At 68.8% G+C, this 17,431-nt stretch carries 14 protein-coding genes; 4 read left to right on the top strand and 10 right to left on the bottom strand.

All coding sequences use genetic code 11. From position 1 onward, the window contains the following. Positions 1-10 precede the first annotated feature (10 nt). Together ACLBYA_RS28530 and ACLBYA_RS28535 are read left to right on the top strand one after the other, a co-directional pair. Entirely contained in the window at positions 11-562 is a 552-nt protein-coding gene (locus ACLBYA_RS28530; protein WP_447712846.1) for a maleylpyruvate isomerase family mycothiol-dependent enzyme, read from the top strand. An 87-nt stretch (positions 563-649) separates the two neighbouring features. Then, positions 650-2,527 carry a propionyl-CoA synthetase gene (locus ACLBYA_RS28535; RefSeq protein WP_447712847.1) on the top strand — a complete coding sequence of 626 codons (1,878 nt, stop codon included), beginning with the start codon at positions 650-652 and terminating at the stop codon, positions 2,525-2,527. A gap of 75 nt (positions 2,528-2,602) precedes the next feature. Here ACLBYA_RS28535 and ACLBYA_RS28540 read toward each other — a convergent pair whose 3' ends face one another. The 6 genes from ACLBYA_RS28540 to ACLBYA_RS28565 form a co-directional block, all read right to left on the bottom strand. Further along, positions 2,603-3,646: an ABC transporter ATP-binding protein gene (locus ACLBYA_RS28540; protein WP_447712848.1), complete on the bottom strand. Its 1,044-nt coding sequence runs from the start codon at positions 3,644-3,646 to the stop codon at positions 2,603-2,605. Then, positions 3,636-5,153 carry an ABC transporter permease gene (locus ACLBYA_RS28545; RefSeq protein WP_447712908.1) on the bottom strand — a complete coding sequence of 506 codons (1,518 nt, stop codon included), beginning with the start codon at positions 5,151-5,153 and terminating at the stop codon, positions 3,636-3,638. The genes ACLBYA_RS28540 and ACLBYA_RS28545 overlap by 11 nt, the downstream gene beginning before the upstream one ends. Positions 5,154-5,194: 41 nt before the next feature. Beyond that, positions 5,195-6,271: an iron ABC transporter substrate-binding protein gene (locus ACLBYA_RS28550; protein WP_447712849.1), complete on the bottom strand. Its 1,077-nt coding sequence runs from the start codon at positions 6,269-6,271 to the stop codon at positions 5,195-5,197. A 307-nt stretch (positions 6,272-6,578) separates the two neighbouring features. Beyond that, the gene (locus tag ACLBYA_RS28555) at positions 6,579-7,415 is read right to left on the bottom strand and encodes a siderophore-interacting protein (RefSeq protein WP_447712850.1); all 837 of its coding nucleotides are present in this window, start codon (positions 7,413-7,415) and stop codon (positions 6,579-6,581) included. Positions 7,416-7,437: 22 nt separating this feature from the next. Further along, the gene (locus ACLBYA_RS28560; RefSeq protein WP_447712851.1) at positions 7,438-10,911 is read right to left on the bottom strand and encodes an ATP-binding cassette domain-containing protein; all 3,474 of its coding nucleotides are present in this window, start codon (positions 10,909-10,911) and stop codon (positions 7,438-7,440) included. A gap of 40 nt (positions 10,912-10,951) precedes the next feature. After that, positions 10,952-12,826, bottom strand: a complete 1,875-nt coding sequence (locus tag ACLBYA_RS28565) for a heavy metal translocating P-type ATPase (RefSeq protein ID WP_447712852.1) — start codon at positions 12,824-12,826, stop codon at positions 10,952-10,954. A gap of 70 nt (positions 12,827-12,896) precedes the next feature. Here ACLBYA_RS28565 and ACLBYA_RS28570 point away from each other — a divergent pair, with 70 nt between their 5' ends. Both ACLBYA_RS28570 and ACLBYA_RS28575 read left to right on the top strand, forming a co-directional pair. After that, positions 12,897-13,250, top strand: coding sequence for an ArsR/SmtB family transcription factor (locus tag ACLBYA_RS28570; RefSeq protein ID WP_447712853.1), 354 nt, complete (start codon positions 12,897-12,899; stop codon positions 13,248-13,250). Between the two features lie 307 nt (positions 13,251-13,557). Beyond that, the gene (locus ACLBYA_RS28575) at positions 13,558-14,544 is read left to right on the top strand and encodes an MPT63 family protein (RefSeq protein ID WP_447712854.1); all 987 of its coding nucleotides are present in this window, start codon (positions 13,558-13,560) and stop codon (positions 14,542-14,544) included. Positions 14,545-14,631: 87 nt separating this feature from the next. On the opposite strand, the gene ACLBYA_RS28580 is transcribed toward ACLBYA_RS28575, so the two are convergent. The 4 genes from ACLBYA_RS28580 to ACLBYA_RS28595 are packed head-to-tail and all read right to left on the bottom strand — an operon-like array spanning position 14,632 to position 17,426. Continuing rightward, positions 14,632-15,282, bottom strand: a complete 651-nt coding sequence (locus ACLBYA_RS28580) for a hypothetical protein (RefSeq protein ID WP_447712855.1) — start codon at positions 15,280-15,282, stop codon at positions 14,632-14,634. 32 nt (positions 15,283-15,314) lie between these two features. Next, positions 15,315-16,247, bottom strand: coding sequence for a Ppx/GppA phosphatase family protein (locus tag ACLBYA_RS28585; protein ID WP_447712856.1), 933 nt, complete (start codon positions 16,245-16,247; stop codon positions 15,315-15,317). After that, the gene (locus ACLBYA_RS28590; RefSeq protein WP_447712857.1) at positions 16,238-16,729 is read right to left on the bottom strand and encodes a DUF501 domain-containing protein; all 492 of its coding nucleotides are present in this window, start codon (positions 16,727-16,729) and stop codon (positions 16,238-16,240) included. The genes ACLBYA_RS28585 and ACLBYA_RS28590 overlap by 10 nt, the downstream gene beginning before the upstream one ends. Continuing rightward, positions 16,722-17,426, bottom strand: coding sequence for an FtsB family cell division protein (locus tag ACLBYA_RS28595; RefSeq protein ID WP_447712858.1), 705 nt, complete (start codon positions 17,424-17,426; stop codon positions 16,722-16,724). Before ACLBYA_RS28595 ends, ACLBYA_RS28590 begins: the two co-directional genes overlap by 8 nt. Positions 17,427-17,431 lie beyond the last annotated feature (5 nt).

Below are 17,431 nucleotides of genomic sequence, written 5' to 3' on the forward strand. Positions count from 1 at the left end.
CGTCTGTCCCATGACGGATTCGAGTGTCCCAGAGACCTACGACGCGTTGGCCGCGGGCATGGCCCAGGTGATCGCCACGCTGACGCCGGCCCAGTGGGCGGCGCCCAGCCCGTGCGAGGGGTGGACCGCCCGCGATGTGCTCGCCCACCTGATCGACACCCAGCGCGACTTCTTCGACCGGCACGGTTTTGACCTGCCCGCGCGCCCCGACCTGGCCGACCCATCGGCGGCCTGGGCCGCGCACACCTCCGCCATCATGGAGGTGCTGGCCGATCCCGAGGTGCCCGGCCGCAAGTTCGACGGGCACTTCGGCCCGACCACCATCGGGGACGTGCTACTGCAGTTCTACGGTTTCGACCTGATTGCGCACCGTTGGGACCTGGCCGCGGTCACGGCGACGCCGTACCGGTTCACCGAGCCCGAACTCGATTCACTGGAGCAGGCCATCACCGGCTTCGGCGACGCGATCAGGATGGACGGGGTCTGCGGGCCGGCCGTCGACCCGGGGCCTGATGCCGACCGGCAGCGCCAGGTGCTGGCCGCGCTGGGCCGCACCGGATAGCCCGCTGGGCGCAGCTCGTCGACCGCTGGTCCGCCTTTCGTGGCGTTGCAACCGCGTTGCAACGTGACGCAGATTACGGTTTGAACCATGTCCGGCTACCGTGCACTTTTTGACGCCAGCATCTCCGACCCGGAGGCGTTCTGGGCCGACGCCGCCAAGGCTGTCACCTGGACCAAGGAACCGCAGCGGGTGCTCGATGCCAGCAACCCGCCGTTCTACCGCTGGTTCCCCGACGGGGAGCTCAACACCTGCGCCAACGCGCTGGACCGGCACATCGGTGAGCGCGGCGATCAGACCGCGCTGATCTACGACTCCCCCGTCACCGGTACCAAGCGCACCTATACCTACCGCGAACTGCTGGATCAGACCGCCCTGTTCGCCGGTGTGCTGCGCGGGCTCGGTGTCGGCAAGGGCGACCGGGTGGTCATCTACATGCCGATGGTGCCCGAGGCCCTCATCGCCATGCTGGCCTGCGCACGCCTCGGCGCGGTGCACTCGGTGGTGTTCGGCGGGTTCGCCGGGCACGAGCTGGCCACCCGCATCGACGACGCCCGACCGACCGTCGTGGTGTCGGCATCATGCGGCATCGAACCGACCCGCGTCGTCGAGTACAAGCCGATGCTGGACACCGCGCTGACGCTGGCCGAGCACACCACGCCGCGCTGCGTGATCCTGCAGCGTGAGCAGCACCCATGCGAGTTGGTCGAGGGCCGCGATGTCGACTGGGCGGAGGCCATGGCCGCCGCGGAGCCAGTCGACCCGGTACCGGTCGCCGCCACCGACCCGCTGTACGTCCTCTACACCTCCGGCACCACCGGCAAGCCCAAGGGCATCGTCCGCGACAACGGTGGCCATGCCGTGGCGTTGTTGTGGACCATGCGCCACCTCTACGACCTCGCGCCCGGCGAGGTGTTCTGGGCCGCCTCCGATGTCGGCTGGGTGGTGGGCCACTCCTACATCGTCTACGCGCCGCTGCTGCTGGGCGCGACAACCGTTCTGTACGAAGGCAAACCGGTCGGCACCCCCGATGCCGGGGCGTTCTGGCGGGTGGCCGCCGAACACAACGTCAAGGCACTGTTCACCGCGCCGACCGCGATCCGGGCCATCAAGAAAGATGACCCGGACGCGACCAAGCTCGCCGACTATGACCTGTCCGGGCTCAAGTACCTGTTCCAGGCCGGCGAACGGCTGGATCCCGGCACCTACGAGTGGGCCTCAGAGAAGCTGGGCATCCCGATCATCGACCACTGGTGGCAGACCGAGACCGGCTGGGCCATCGCCGCCGACCCGATGGGTGTCGAACAGCTGCCGGTCAAGCCCGGTTCGGCGACCGTGCCGATGCCCGGGTACGACGTGAAGGTGCTACGCCCAGACGGTTCGGAATGTGATGCGGGCGAAGAGGGTTCGATCGTCGTCAAGCTGCCGCTGCCGCCGGGCACGCTGCCCACACTGTGGGGTGAGGACGATCGCTTCGTGTCCTCGTATCTGCGGGCCTTCGACGGGTACTACCTGACCGGCGACGGCGGACACATCGATTCCGACGGGTACCTGTTCGTGGTGGGACGGACCGACGATGTGATCAACGTGGCCGGGCACCGGATGTCCACCGGGTCGATCGAGGCCGTGCTGGCCACGCACCCGGCGGTGGCCGAATGCGCCGTCATCGGCGTGGCCGACGATCTGAAGGGTCAGGTGCCGCGCGCCCTGGTGGTCCTGAAATCCGGATTCAGCGCCGACGGGCTGGATTCCGAGCTGATCGAGGCCGTGCGCAACGATATCGGTGCGGTGGCGAGCTTCAAGCTGGTGGATGTGGTTGCCGCTCTGCCGAAGACACGGTCGGGCAAGATCCTGCGCAAGACCATGCGCGGGATCGCAGACGGCAAGGACGAGCCGGTACCCTCGACCATCGAGGATCCGAGCGTGTTGGACGCGCTGAAGGCGACGCTGTCCCAGCGGCGAAACTGAAGTAGATCGCAAGATCTGGCCGAGATACCGCCATCAACTTCATGTTCGGCGTCAGACGTGACGCCCGGCCACGAACTACCCTGACGGGTAGGCGAGCACGGTACCGTCCACCGCCACCCTGACGACCTCCCCGATACCGGCACCCTCTGCTGCCGGGCGCCGAATCACCAGTGGCGTACCGTCGTTCAACTCGACATGCACCGCGATATCGGACCCGAAGAACCGGCTGGCCGTCACCGTCGCGGCCGCAACGGTTGGGTCCCCGACCAGGCGCACCTGCTCGGGTCGCAGCACCACCACCACGTCACCATCGACGACACGGCCGCGCACCCGGTGGCTGCCGAGGGCGGTGCTCGCCACTCCGGCACGGACCACTCCGGCCAGTTCGATGGTGTCCCCGATGAATCTGGCCACAGCGAGCGTCTGCGGACACGCGTACAGCTCGTCCGGCGGTCCGTGCTGAGAAACCCTGCCGTTCAACAGAAGTACCACCGAATCGGCCAGCGACAGTGCCTCGGTCTGATCGTGGGTGACCAGCAACGCGGTGGTCTGCGTCGCGCGCAGAATACCTGCGATCTCCTCGCGCACCCGGGCCCGCAGGCCGGCGTCGAGAGCGGCAAAGGGCTCGTCGAGCAACAAGACGCTCGGCTCCGCTGCCAACGCTCGGGCCAGCGCGACCCGTTGTTGTTGACCGCCGGAAAGTTCGTGCGGGCGAGCCGCACCGAAGCCACCTAGATCCACGATATCGAGCCAGCGCTGCGCGACGCCGGCATCCGACCGCAGCCGGCGCGGCAGTCCGAAGGTCACGTTCCTCGCCACGCTCAGGTGCGGGAACAGCGCACCCTCCTGGGGCATCAGACCCACCCGACGATGATGGGCGGGAACACCTTTCACCCCCGGTCCTGCCACCGGGCGGCCGTCGACGACCACCGATCCCCGGTCCGGATACTCGAACCCCGCGAGGATTCGGAGCAATGTCGTCTTGCCACACCCCGACGGCCCGAGCAGCGCCGTGATGTTGCCGGCAGCGACCTCAAGGTCGACACCATCCAGGACGACCTTGCCACCGAAGGACTTTCCGATGCCGGTGGCGCTGATACCGGGTGATCTATCGGTCACCGCGGCCCTCCCTACCGATGTTGGCACTCCACCATCCGAGCACTGCGGTCGGCACGGCCGCAAAGGCGATGAGCGCCGCGGCATACGGTGCCGCCTCCGCGTAGTCGCTGACGAAGCTGTGACCCCACAATCTGGTCGCCAAGGTGCTGGTGCCGGTGGGGTGCAACAGCAAGGTGACCGGCAGTTCCTTCATACAGGTCAGCAGAACCAGCGCCGCGCCCGCCGCGATGGCAGGCAGCGCACCACGCGCGGTGATACCGAGGAACGCCTGCAGCGGAGTCCGGCCCAGCGATCGGGCGACCTCCTCGAGCCGGATGGGTGCCGCTTCCACCGCCGTGCGGATCGAACCGACCGCCAGCGGAACGAACAGCACCGCATACGCGAGAACCAGCAGTGGCTCACGCTGGTAGATCGGTCGTAGCAGCAGCACGCCGACCGAAACCATGGCGATGGCAACAACAATGGACGGCAGCCCGTGCGACAGATAGGCGGCGCCCTCCAACATTCTGGTGGTACGGCTGCGATAGCGCGCGGCGAGCACCCCGAGCGGTAGCGCGGCCAGGGTGCACACCACCGCGGCGACTGCCGACAACCAGATCGTCGCCAGCAGCGCCGAGGTCCACTCATCCCTGTCGAATCGGACACCGCCGGCCGACAGCCACCGTGCCAGCTCCAGGAACGGAACCACCAGCGCCGCGGTCAGTACCGCGATGACCGGGAGGGAGGCGACCGGGGTCCACCGGCCGAGGTGACTCACCGGCGCGGGCCGCGGGGACCCCGACCCGATTCGCGCGGCCGCTGCCCGACCGCGGGCGCGGTGTTCGGCGACGATCAGGGCCACCGCGAACACCAAGAGCACCAGCGACAGTACGGCGGCCCGTGCCGGATTGAACCCGGATCGGTAGGCGCCGTAGATCACCCAGGTGAACGCCTCGTACCGCATCGCCGCGACGGCGCCGAAATCGCTGAGCACATAAAGCGCGACCAGCAGCGCACCGGCCGCGATGGCCGCCCGGGCTTGTCGCAGAGTCACCCGGACCAACACGGCAAACCCATTGAGCCCCAGAGACCGGGCCACTTCTTCCTGCGCCGCATCGGCCCGCGCGAAGGCGGCCATCACCGGCATCATCACCAGCGGGTAGCTGACCAGGGTGAGCACCAAGCAGGCACCCCAGAAGCCGACGATCGAGGGGGCCGCAGACGCCCACAGGTAGCTGAGCAGATAACTCGGCATCGCCAGCGGCAAGGTCAACGCCACCGCCAACACCTTGCGGCCAGGAATGTCGGTGCGCCGGATCAGGACCGCGAACCCGACCCCGAGTACCACACAGGCCGCGGTGACCACCCCCACGAGCAGGGCCGTCCGGCCGACGAGCGCGGCAGTGCGCGGCTGGACGAGTTCGTGGACGACGAATCCGAGACCACGTTCGTTGGCCCGCAGCGCCAGGTACCACAACGGCAGCAGCAGTGCGCCCCCCACGGCGACGGCCGCGGACACCAGTGCTATCGGTGTCCGCGGTCGCCGTATCCGGTTGAGCGACAGTCGGTTCAGTTGGTCAGCAGGCCCGTCTCGACGAGCAGTTCCTGGGTGGCTTCGAGATCGTCGAGCTGGGACAGGTCCACCGCCGGCGGCTGCAACTCGGTCAGCGGCGGCATCTCGGCGCTCGGTGCCACACCCTCGATCAACGGGTACTCGGTGGTCTCGGCAGCGAAGTACTCCTGGCCGGCGGTGCCGACCAGGTAGGCGGCGAACTGCTGAGCCTGCTCGGCGTGCGGAGCGGAGTTGAGGACACCAACCCCGGCCACATTGATCAGTCCACCGGGATCACCCGGTGCCATGAACTGGTTCTGCGCCTTCACCTCGTCGGCGGAGGTGCTCTGGATCAGCTCGTACAGGTAGTAGTGGTTGGTCAGCCCCAGCGGCAATTCGCCCGAGTTGATCGCGTCGCGCATCGGACCATTGCCCTCGAACGGCACCGGGTCCTGGGCGGCGAAAGCCTGCAGCCACTCGCGGGCACCGTCCTCGCCTCGGGTGATCCGCAGGCCGGTCACGAAGGCCTGCCAGGACGCGTTGCTCGGGGCGTAGCCGATCTTGCCCTTCCACTCCGGGTCGAGCAGCCCGTCGATGGTGTCCGGCACGGTGGGGGCCAGTTCCGGATTGAAGGCGATGACCCGGGCACGACCCGACACCCCCAGCCAGGTGCCGTCGGCCGCGGAGTACGCGGTCGGCACCTTCGCCAGTGTCTCGGCGTCGATCGGCGCGAACAGTCCGGCATTGGAGACCGCACCCAACGCGCCGGCATCCTGGGACAGGAAGACATCTGCCGGTGAGGCGTCGCCCTCGGTGATCAGCTGTGCTGCCAACTCGCCCGAGCCCGCGTAGCGGACCTCGACCTCGATACCGGTGTCGGTGGTGAACTGCTCCAGCAGCGGGGAGACCAGTTCCTCGTCCCGGCCCGAGTAGATGACCAGAGTATCGGCCGATTCGGCCGCACCGGTCTCGGTGGTTCCGGTCTCGTCCGACCCCGGGGAACCCGATCCGCACGCGGTCAAGGTGAGGGCGAACGCGGCCAGTCCGGCCGTGAAGGCCCACCGAGATTTTCGGCTGCTCCAGTTTTCCGACATGCTGCCCACGGCCACCTTTCCATACAGATTTCGACGTTTCGGCTGTTAAGTCAGCCTGACCTTAGATCGACCCGGCTGTGGGAGTTCTCAGCAAGTGCGTTCAGATATTGCAGTACATACGATTTCGGACGATCGAAGCCGTATTCCGTTCTGGCACAGAATCGAATGCGGCGAGCAACGTTTGTATTTTCGGTTCACCGAAAACCGTTGCATTCCCGGATTCGGCACCGCTCGGTCCACCTCGTCGCATAGCGGCCGATGCTAGGTCGGCCGCGCTGAAGGCACGCTGAGAAGCCCAGGCCGCCCCTTACAGTCCAGCCCGCTCGAGCGCCTCATCGTACTCCTCGTCGGCGACCCGCTCACCCTTACCCTCGGCCACCGCCCGCTCCCAGACAGCGACGACCTCGTCGGACACCAAGGCGAACTTGGCGTCCCAGGCTTCGGAGTCGAATCGCCAGTAGCCGGTCACGTCGAGTTGGTCGACGGCCCATCCGGCGCCGCGCAGATGCTTACGGACCGAACGGGATTCGGCGGCCTCCCCGGCAAACCAGCAGTATCCCGTACCGTCGGGCAATGGATGAGCACGCACCAATGCCGCGAGTTCGCTTGCCGCATGGCCATTTCCAGTTCCCGAACTGGCCACGATATCGACGTTGGAGCGGGCCGGCAGGTACGCCAGATCGCCGGGTTCGACAACTTCGGCGATGACGGTCACCGGCACACTCGTCGGCAGTTCCTCGATGATGCGCGCCAAAGCGGGCAGGCCGGACATGTCGGCCACCAGCAGTTGCCATTCGGTGTTCGGACCGGGGTGATACCACGACCGGGCATGGTCGAGCCCGACCCGGTCACCCGGTGCAGCACCGGCCGCCCACGTCGTGGCGATACCGCGGGCATGCAACACGATGTCGAGCACGATCTGATCACCGTCGCTGTGGCGCACCGAATAGTTGCGCCCCTCGGCCTCCGCGGACGCCGGGTCGCCATGCGTACCGTCGGCCCGGACCGGGAAATAGACCCCGACCGCGGAGTCCCCGCCCGCTTTTACCTGCAGCGCCGCCGGATCGTCGATCTGCAGGGTGATCCGGCGCAGCCGGGGGGTCAGGTGTGTCGCCTCGACAACGGTCGCATACGAAAAGCTCACCTGTCCGAGGCTAACCGCAAAGTCAGGCCGACAGGTGACTCCATGTTGGGCTCAGCTGCGCCCAGGGACCGACCGCCGCGACGGCTCCGTCGACGAGGACGACCACCCGGTCGGCCCGGGCCAGCGCCGCACGTTTGGACGACGACCCGACGATCGTGATGCCGCGGGCGCGTAGATCCGTCCACAGCGCCACCTCCGTCACCGCGTCCAGAGCGCTGGACACATCGTCGGCGAGCAGCAGTTCCGGTTCGGCTGCCAACGCCCTGGCCAGCGCCACCCGCTGCACCTGGCCCCCGGACAGCCGGACGCCGCGGTGCCCGACGAGCGCGTCCACCCCGCCCGCCGCATCGATATCGGGCAGCAACTGGGCGTCGGCGATCGCAGCGCCGATCTCGCGGCGATGGTCGAGTCGGATGTTGTCGGCGAAGGTGCCCGAGACGACGCGGGGCACCTGCGCCACGTGCGCCACCTGGCCGGGGCGCAGGAATGCCTGCGCGTCCTGGACCTCGATCCCGTTCCAGCGGATCGATCCGGTGTGCCCGGCCAGCCCACACAGCGCCGAGAGCAGGCTCGACTTACCGGACCCGACCTGGCCGAGCAGCAGGACCAGCTCACCGGCCTCGACGGTGAGGTCGACACCGGTGACGCCGCGGGTGCCGTCGTCGTGCACCACGTCCACACCACGAAGTTCCAACCGCCGCAACGGGGTCCGCTCGACCGGTGCCGGCGGCGGCGCCGCGCCCCGCCATAGATCCACACCGGCCGGGATCGCCATCAGATCCGCACCTCCGGCGAACCGTGCGGTCTCCAGCTGCCAGGCGCGGGTGCCCGGCGCCTCGGTCACCACTGCGCCCGCCACACTGCCGTAGTAGCCGAAGCCGGACACCGCACCCGAAACCAGCAGCGCCGCAGCCAGACTCCACCCGTCGAGCAGATAAACGGTCCAGGCGGCGACGACACCGAACTGCACCATCAGCACCGGGACACCGAACAGCACGGCATCGATCCGGTGCTCGCGCAACGCCGCCTGCACCCGGCCGCCGTCGACGCGGTCGAGGTGCCTGCGGACGTCGTCGACGGCCGCGGCCAACTTCAGCGTGCGCACACACTCCAGCACCGAGACCAGCGACCGGCCGAAATGGGCGCGGGTGGTGGAGGCGGCCACGGCGGATCGACCTGCCATCGGCCGTCCCGCGACCGACGCCACCGCTGCGGCCACCATGACCGCGAGCAGAATCAGTCCGGCGATCGCCGTGCCGCTCAACGCCGAGGCAACGACCACCACGAACAATCCGCCGACGACGTCGTTGCACCGGTCGGAGTAGAGCAGGAACCGATCCGAGTCCAACACCCGGGAGACGACCTCGCCGGGCGGTGTCCGGACCAGTCGGTGCTGACGTGTCTGCGCCGCCAGCACCGTCGTCCGGATCCGCAGCAGGCAGGCCGTCCACCACGGGAAGAACCGGCGCATGGCCCAGACCAACAGGAACGGTTCGACGATGATGCAGATGACCGAGCCCGCCGTCAGCAACACCGGGGCCTCACCGCGTTCCAGACCCTCGACGAGGCGTCCCCAGACGAAGCCGCTGACCGCGCCCGTCGCACCGAACAGGCCGGTCACGATGAACAGCACGCTGCCCGTCAGGCCCCAGGCCGGCAGCACCCGGATCATGCTCAGGATCCCGCGGACCAGACTGGGCCCGTCACCGGTCTCGACCGACTGCGGCGGTGCACCCTGTCTGCGCACTCCGCCCAAGGCGGTGTCACTCGGCGCGGCAACGTTTTCCGTGTCCGAGGCGGCAATTTCGGTGCCTGCGGCATCCAACATCCGCCGGTACGGTCCGGGGCGCATCGCCAACTCGGCCCGAGGCCCCTGGTCGACGATGCGGCCACCGTCGAGGACGACGATGTGACCGGCTCGCTGCACGGTCGCCAGCCGGTGCGCGATGACGATCCCGGTCCGCCGGGACAACAGCCGTTCGGCCGCGTTGACCACCCGCTCCTCGGTCAGCGGATCCATCCGTGCCGTCGCCTCGTCCAGCACGACGACGCGGACATCGCGTACCAGCAGCCGGGCGAAGGCGACCAGTTGCTCTTCACCGGCCGACAGCGTGGTGCCGCCCGGTCCCAGCCGGGTGTCCATGCCCTCGGGGAGGCTCTCGATCCACGGCCTGAGATCGAGTTCGGTGATCGCCTGCCACAGCCGATTACGCGGTATGTCGGCGAACAGACAGATGTTCTCGGCCAACGTGCCTGCCAGTATCTCGGTGCGTTGGGTGACCACCCCGACCGCCGCACGGAGCTCGTGCAGATCCAACCGGAGCACATCGGTGCCGCCGAGGAACAACGATCCGGGCTCGGGGTCGACCGCCCGGGACACCAGCGAAGCCAGCGTCGACTTACCCGATCCCGTCCGCCCGACGAGCGCGCACGTGGTGCCGGCCGGTACGCGCAGATCGATGCCGCGCAGCGCAAAGCTTCCCTCGGCGTACGAGAAATGCAGATCCCGAAAATCGATATCGGCCGGGTGCGCGGCCGGCGCCAGCCCGCCGGTGGGCTCGGCCGCACTGTCCATGAGCTGACGGACTCGCAGGATCGCCCCCACCCCGGCCTGCAACTCGGGGAGCTGGCGCGCCAGTTCGGCGATGCTGCCGACCATCGTCGCGGTCACCAGGAACAGTGTGATCAGTGCGGCGACATCCAGATTGCCGCCGGACACCAGGGCGACACCGGCCACGACGACCCCGGCGAGCAGCGCGTGCAGCAGGCCGATGGCTCGCAGGACCATCCGCGATTCGACCGCCACGACCGCCCCGACCCGACGTTGTACGGTGCTGGACAGTTCGGCGCAGACCCGCAGCAGATAGGCCTGACCGAGACTGGCGCGCAGGTCATCTCGGGCGGCGATACCCTCTTCCATCATCGCGGCGTGTTCGGTCCAGGCCGTCTCCTCGGCCACCTTGCGGTCGCTGAGCCGTCCCAGCAGTGGCCGGATCGTGAGCACTGTCAACGGCCCCACCACCGGAAAGATGAACCAGGCGGGCCACCAGGTCAGGCCGGCGACTATCCACATCGGCACCGTGCCGATGACCGTGCCGATCGCATCCCAGAGTTGCCCGCGGACGAGCGCACCGATGTCGTGGGTGTCGTCGTCGACGCGGTCCAGTACCTCACCCACGGCCTGTTCGGACAGGTGTTCCAGCGGTTGGTCCAGCGCCGCGGTCAGCAGGTCGGCGCGCAGACACCCCTCGGCACGATCGACGGCGCCTGCCCAACCGATCCGGCCCACGGTGTCCAAGACCGCAGCGCCGAGCAGACAGCCGGCCAGGACAGCGAGCGTCGTCCACAACGGGTCGGCCGCGACCCGGCCGATGGCCACCGTGCTCAGGGCCTGCAGGGTTGCGGCGATGGTCAGCGCTACAAGTGCCGCGCCTGCTCCCCGTCCCCGCAGACGCCGCCAGTCGACGGTGCGGTCGAGCGGCTTTTCTTCTGACATCGCCTCGCAAGGTAACCGGTGCACGCACCGACCGGCGACATCAGGGGGTCGGCCAGGCCCTGTCCCGCAGCAGTCGCAGCCCGTTGAGCGCCACGATGATCGTCGATCCCTCATGCCCGGCCACACCGAGCGGGAGCGGCAGATGCCAGAACAAATCCCAGGTCACCAGCACCACGATGAATCCGCCGGCAATGACGAGGTTGGCCAGTACCATCCGGCGCGCCCGACGGGCCAGCGCCACCACCGCGGGAATGGCCGAGAGATCATCGCGGACGGTGATCGCATCGGCGGTCTGCAGGGTGAGATCAGAACCGCTGCGTCCCATGGCAATCGAGACATGTGCCGCGGCCATCGCGGGCGCGTCGTTCACGCCGTCGCCCACCACCAGCACCCGTCCGGGTAGGTCGCGTACCGCGTCCACCTTCTGCTCGGGCAGCACCCCACCGCGGGCCTGCATCCCCAGGCGATCTCCCAGATACCCTGCCGCGCTGGGATTGTCACCGGTCAACAGGACCGGCGGCGCACTCGTCATCGCCGCGAGCCGACGCACTGTCGGTTCGGCATCGGCGCGCAGCGCGTCGCGCAGACCGATCACCCCGGCCGGCTCACCGTCGACCCAGACCACGACGGCGGTGGCACCCTCGGCCTCCAGAGCACTGACCTGCGACCCCGGCGTCGTGCCCGGCCGCAGCACCTCGACAAGATGGCCGTCGACCGTCGCCCGCACGCCGCGCCCGGGCAGCGCGGTGAACTCGCCGGCCTGCGCGAGCCGGATGCTCCGCTCCCGCGCCGCCGCCACGATCGCCCGGCCCAGCGGGTGCTCACTGGGCTGCTCGGCGGCGGCGGCCAGCGCCAGCACGTCATCGGCCGGTGCGGACACCACACGCGGCCGGCCGGTGCTGAGCGTGCCGGTCTTGTCGAAGGCGACGGTGTCGACTCCTGCCAGGTGTTCCATGGCGACAGCCGATTTCACCAACACACCGTGCCGACCCGCGGTGGCGATCGCCGACAGCAGCGGCGGCATCGTGGCCAGCACCACGGCACACGGGGAGGCCACGATCATGAAGGTCATCGCCCGCAGCAGCGCGCTTCGCAGGTCCTCTCCGAACAGCTGCGGCACGATGAACAACGCCACCGTCGCGCACACCATCACCACCGAGTAGCGCTGTTCGATCTTCTCGATGAACAGCTGGGTGCGGGCCTTGGTCGCCGAGGCCTGCTCGACCATCGCGACGATGCGAGCGACCACACTGTCGGCCGGGTCCCGGATCACCTGCGCCTGCAGCGCGCCGGCACCGTTGAGGGTGCCGGCGAAGATCTCGTCACCAGGGCCTGCAGCCACCGGCAGCGGCTCCCCGGTGATGGTGGACTGGTCGATGTCGCTGGCGCCCCCGACGACGGTGGCATCTGCGGAGATGCGCTCCCCGGGCCGGATCAGGATCCGGTCACCGACCCGCAGGTCGGCGGCGGCGACCACCACCTCGTCGGATCCTTCGAGTCGGACGGCACGTTGCGGCGCGAGATCGAGCAGGGCCCGCACGGAGTCCTCGGTGCGCCGAGTGGCGACGTCCTCCAACGCGCCCGAGGTGGCGAAGATCAGGATCAACAGGGCCCCGTCGAAGACCTGACCGATGGCGGCGGCGCCGATCGCCGCGAGGATCATCAGCAGGTCGACATCGAGACGGCGGCCGGCGAGCTCGCAAAGCCCGTCGCGGGCCGGCTGCCACCCGCCCGCCGCGTAACACGCGAGATACAGTGTCCACCAGATGATTTCGGGCACGCCGGCGAGCTGAAGAGTGAAGGCGGCAGCGAAGATGACCAACGCGGCGGCAGCCCAGCGCACCGAACTCAGCGTCCATACCGATCGCCTGGCGGTCCGATCGGCCCGCATGTCCGTTTCGATCTGCGTGGTCATCACCGATACATATAAACATGTAAAGTTCTACATGTCTAAAGGTTCAGATGACGCATGGTTGAATACATGAATGGGACACGGAGTCGAGGGGCGCACCCCGCCCGCCGCGTCGCTCGACGCCGCCTCGGCGGTCAAGGTCGCCGAGACCCTGCAGGCCCTGGCCTCACCCAATCGACTGCTGATCCTGACCCGGTTGCGACAGTCACCGTGCACGGTGACCGACCTGTCCGCCGCCGTCGGCATGGAGCAACCGGCGGTTTCCAATCAACTGCGACTGCTGCGCGCGCTGGGCCTGGTGGCCGGCGATCGGAACGGTCGCAACATCGTCTACCGGCTCTATGACGCCCACGTCGCACAACTGCTCGACGAGGCCGTCTACCACATCGAGCACCTGCGCCTGGGCGCCCGCGACGACACCGCCTGAGCCGTTTTGCCGCACAGCTTTCGCTAATCGTCCGCACAGCGGACAACTATCGGGGAGCAAAGCCCGGCGAGTTAGCAGGCTCCCGGCGAAACAATGTGCTGACCTTTGTAGCAAATGATGACCATACGCTTGAATTGTTTGCTGCCATTGTCGGTCGCGAGCCGCCACCAACGCCGCCGTCACCGCGACGACAACCGCCGTCGACCTCGCGGCGGTTCCATCGCCCCAGGCCACCTGCTAACTTCGGTCTGTGATGCACCCCATCGGGGGGATGCCGTCAATCTGACGACTCAGGAGTGGAATCACCGTGAAGACCACGAGCATTGCCGCCGCGTTTGCGGCTGCTGCCGTCGCCGCTGCAGGGGCGATCACCGCGTTCAGCGCGCCCACCGCCTTCGCCGACGATCACAGCGCCACCGTCACCACCACCCAGCTGGGCAGCCAGGCCGAGTTGCACGACGGGAACGTCGTCCAGGGCTGGACCGTCACCGGACTGAAGGTCAGCACCGACACCATCCCGGCCGAGATCCACGGCACCTTGTGGGAGGCCACCGCGACCGACGAGGCCCTGGAAGGCAGCGCCACGCCGATCGTCTCGAACTTCAATGCCCGCGCCCGCAACGGTGACACCTACCGCGCGCTGTTCGGTGTCGCCACCGCGCAGGGTGTGAACCCGTCAACCCTTTCGCAGGGCCAGCAGACCTCCGGCAAGGTGTACTTCGACGTCACCGGCGAGGCTCCCGACAGCGTCGTTTATGCGACCAACGCCGCCGACCTGATCGTCTGGCTGACCCCGCCGCCTGCCGCGAGCACCGGTACCGGCGCCAGCACGGGCACCCGGACCTACCAGGCACCGGCCGCCGCCGAGGCCACCGAGGGTACCGAGGCCACGACGACCGAGACCACGACGACCGAGACCCCGGCCGCGGAGGCCGGCGAGAGCACGGAGACCACGGAGACCCCCGCTCCCGGCGAGCCGACGACGGCACCCGCCGGCAGCGTGGGCACCCCGCTGCCCGAAGGCACCCCCGAGACGGCCCCGGCCCCGGCCGGCAGTGTCGGCACCCCGCTGCCCGAGGGCCAGCCCGGCCTGACCCCGGCAGGCGTCCAGGAAGCGTCGGTGCCAGGCGCTCCGGCACCCGCGGCCGTCCCGGCTCCCGAGGGCACCGTCCCGGCACCCGCCGCAGCTCCGGCGCCCGAGCCCGTCGCCCAGGCCGAGGTCGGCAGCCAGGGCACCCCGCTGCCCGCCGGCGCGGCACCGGTCACCACCCCGGTGCCGGCTCCCCCGGCCTGACATCTGGCGGTACTGAGCTCAAAAACAATGGCGCCCCGGTCCTTCGGACCGGGGCGCCATTGACGTGCAAGGTTGTCATGCGAGACCTCAGGAGTGTGTGCTCCACCAGGTGTACAGATGATCCAGGTTCGGCGCGGCCGGACGGCCCTGCACCACGGCGAACATCTGGTCGTCGATATTGGTCCAGGCCAGCATGGGATTGTCGTTCTGGATACCGCACATGACGGTGCCGCTGACCTCGTGCAGTGAGGCGTTGTGCCGCCACGGCCCCGGTGACTGGATCCGGCCCGGGCAGTCCACCACGGTCGCCGTCGACCCGAGATCATCGATCGCGGCGTTGAGCGCCGCGGTGTCGAGCAACAGCGAATAGGTCGCCGACATCGGGCCGCCGGCATCCTTGTTGACGGTGCAGGCGATGGTCGCCAGCGCACCCTGCAGCCGGGCCACCGGCTCGCAGGCGCCGTCCGGGTAGCCCTTGGGCAGAACCTTCATCAGCCGCGTGTTCGCATCCTCGGACGGTTCCGAGTCGGCCGCGGCCGATGTCTCGGCTGCCACCGAAGGCTCTTGGGCGGCAGGCGCATCCGGCGATGACGGACGCAACACCAGATACGCGACACCGGCCCCGATGGCCACCGCGCCGACGGTGATACCGACGATCAGACCGATGTTCGGGCCGCCCCGCGACGGTGGACGCGGGACGATCGGCGGTGGTCCCCCGCCGGAATTCCACGTGCTCACGCCACTCCCCTCGTATGTCTACCCCGTACACGCTAAGCGATGGACAGTGCGATTCCGTCCAGGATGTCGTGCTCGCTGACCACGAGTTCGTCGATTCCGGCCCGCTCGGCCAACACCCGGGCCAACTCCTGCACCACGATCGCACCGCCGGCGATGACATCGGCGCGCCCTTCGTGCATGGGCCCCAGCGCCAACCGCTGCTGCGCGGTCTTGGCGATCAGGTCATCGCACACCGCCAGCAGATCGCCGAAGGGCGTCCGTGACAGGTGAATCGCGGCGGGATCGTAGGCCGGCAACTTGTGCGCCAGCGCCGCCAGCGTGGTGAAGGTGCCCGCCACCCCGACCCAGGTGCGGGCACCGTCGACGGGCACCGCAGCCAGCGCCTCGTCGAGGCGTTCGGCCACCACTGCTCGGGCCGCGTCGATCTCGTCGGCCGCGGGTGGATCGGTATGCAGGCAGCGCTCTTTGAGCCGCACGCACCCGATATTGGCGGAGAACGAAGCCTGAACGCCGTCGGCATCGCCCAGGATCAGCTCGGTGGACCCGCCACCCAGGTCGACGACCACGAAAGGCGCACCCGCAGGGTCGAGTTCACCGACCGCACCGCGGAAGGACAGCTGCGCCTCCTCGGTGCCGGTGATCACCTCGGCCACGGCACCGGGAACGACCGAACCCAACAGCCGGGCCGTCATGGCGAAGAAGTCGTCGCGGTTGCCGGCGTCGCGGGCGGCCGAGGTGGCCACCATGCGCACCCGGGACACCCCGTGCTCACGCATCAGATCGACATAGTCGGCAAGCGCGGATTCGGTGCGCGCCAATGCCTCCGGGGCGAACTCGCCGGTGGCGTCGACTCCCTGGCCGAGTCGTACGATCCGCATCTCGCGGTGCACGTCGACACCGTTCTCGGCGATCAGCAGCCGGATGGAGTTGGTACCGCAGTCGACCGCTCCCACCCTCACGTCCACACCTCCGGATCCAGGATGCCGGCCATGCCGGGTTCGACGGCCAGCAGGGCGAGCGCCTCGTCACCGAAGGGGTTCACCCCCGGGCCCTTGGCCAACGCATGCGCCATCACCACATGCAGACATTTCACCCGGTCTGGCATACCGCCACCGGTGAAGGTGGTGCCCAACGATTCGATGGCGTCACGTTCGGCCAGGAACGACTCGTGGGCCCGCAGGTATGCTGTCGCCAATTCCTCGTCGTCCGAGAGCCTTTCGGTCATCTCCCGCATCAGTCCGGATGACTCCAGCCGGCTCGCGGCCGCCGTCAGCGCCGGGTGCGTCAGGTAGTACAGCGTCGGGAACGGGGTGCCGTCGGGCAGCCGTGGGGCGGTCTTGACCACCGCGGGTTCCCCGTTGGGGCACCGGTATGCGATCTCCAGGACACCGCGCGGCTCACGGCCGAGCTGGCGTGCGACGGCGTCCAGGTCCGCCGGGTCAACCACCGGCGGGCGGGGGGTCGGCCGGCACCGGCGGCACCGGGGCAGGTAGCGGAGGCGCCGGTGAAACACCGTGTGGCTCATCGGCAATGGTGTGCCACAGCGAGGTGTACCAGGGATCGGTGTTGATCGCCGTGGGCGCGTCGGTACCGGCGTCGGGTTCGACGATCGCCGACGGCGGCAGCTGCACCTGATACGGGATGTCGCCGGGCATCACGAAGCCCAGCCGCTCGCGGGCCTGGGCCGCGACGAACACCGGATCGGCCAGCTTGATCTTCTGCTGTTCCAGATCCGCGATTTGTGAACGCAATTGTTCCTCAACCATTTTCAGCTGGTTCATCTCGGCCCGCTGCGCGAAGTAGGTGCGGACCGGGCCGGCGATGGTCAACGTCAACACGCACACCACCGCAGCCAGGATCGCCGCCCGCCGCGCCGCCGACCCGAAACGCTGGTCGGATTGCTGATCGGCGGTGTCGGTGACCGAACGGCGGATCGCCTCGGCCACGGTGTCAGAGGTGGCCTCGGCCGTGGTGTCATCGGGCGTCTGCCCGGCAACACGCGCCTCCCGGGCACCGCGGCTCTCGATCGCCTTGGGCTCGCGGCGCGCCGCGGACCCACCACGCGGACGGCCCGACCCACCCGCCTTGCCCGGCCCGGAGGCCGGGCCGCGGCGGCGCTGGTCGGGCCGTTTCGCGTCGGGCATACAGC

The organism is Mycobacterium sp. C31M (assembly GCF_053345865.1).

Excerpts from the sequence above, each read along its gene's own strand:
- ACLBYA_RS28595 (WP_447712858.1), bottom strand. The coding sequence starts at position 17,426 with ATGCCCGACGCGAAACGGCCCGACCAGCGCCGCCGCGGCCCGGCCTCC.
- ACLBYA_RS28535 (WP_447712847.1), top strand. The coding sequence starts at position 650 with ATGTCCGGCTACCGTGCACTTTTTGACGCCAGCATCTCCGACCCGGAG.
- ACLBYA_RS28570 (WP_447712853.1), top strand. The coding sequence starts at position 12,897 with ATGGGACACGGAGTCGAGGGGCGCACCCCGCCCGCCGCGTCGCTCGAC.
- ACLBYA_RS28565 (WP_447712852.1), bottom strand. The coding sequence starts at position 12,826 with ATGACCACGCAGATCGAAACGGACATGCGGGCCGATCGGACCGCCAGG.
- ACLBYA_RS28560 (WP_447712851.1), bottom strand. The coding sequence starts at position 10,911 with ATGTCAGAAGAAAAGCCGCTCGACCGCACCGTCGACTGGCGGCGTCTG.
- ACLBYA_RS28530 (WP_447712846.1), top strand. The coding sequence starts at position 11 with ATGACGGATTCGAGTGTCCCAGAGACCTACGACGCGTTGGCCGCGGGC.
- ACLBYA_RS28550 (WP_447712849.1), bottom strand. The coding sequence starts at position 6,271 with ATGTCGGAAAACTGGAGCAGCCGAAAATCTCGGTGGGCCTTCACGGCC.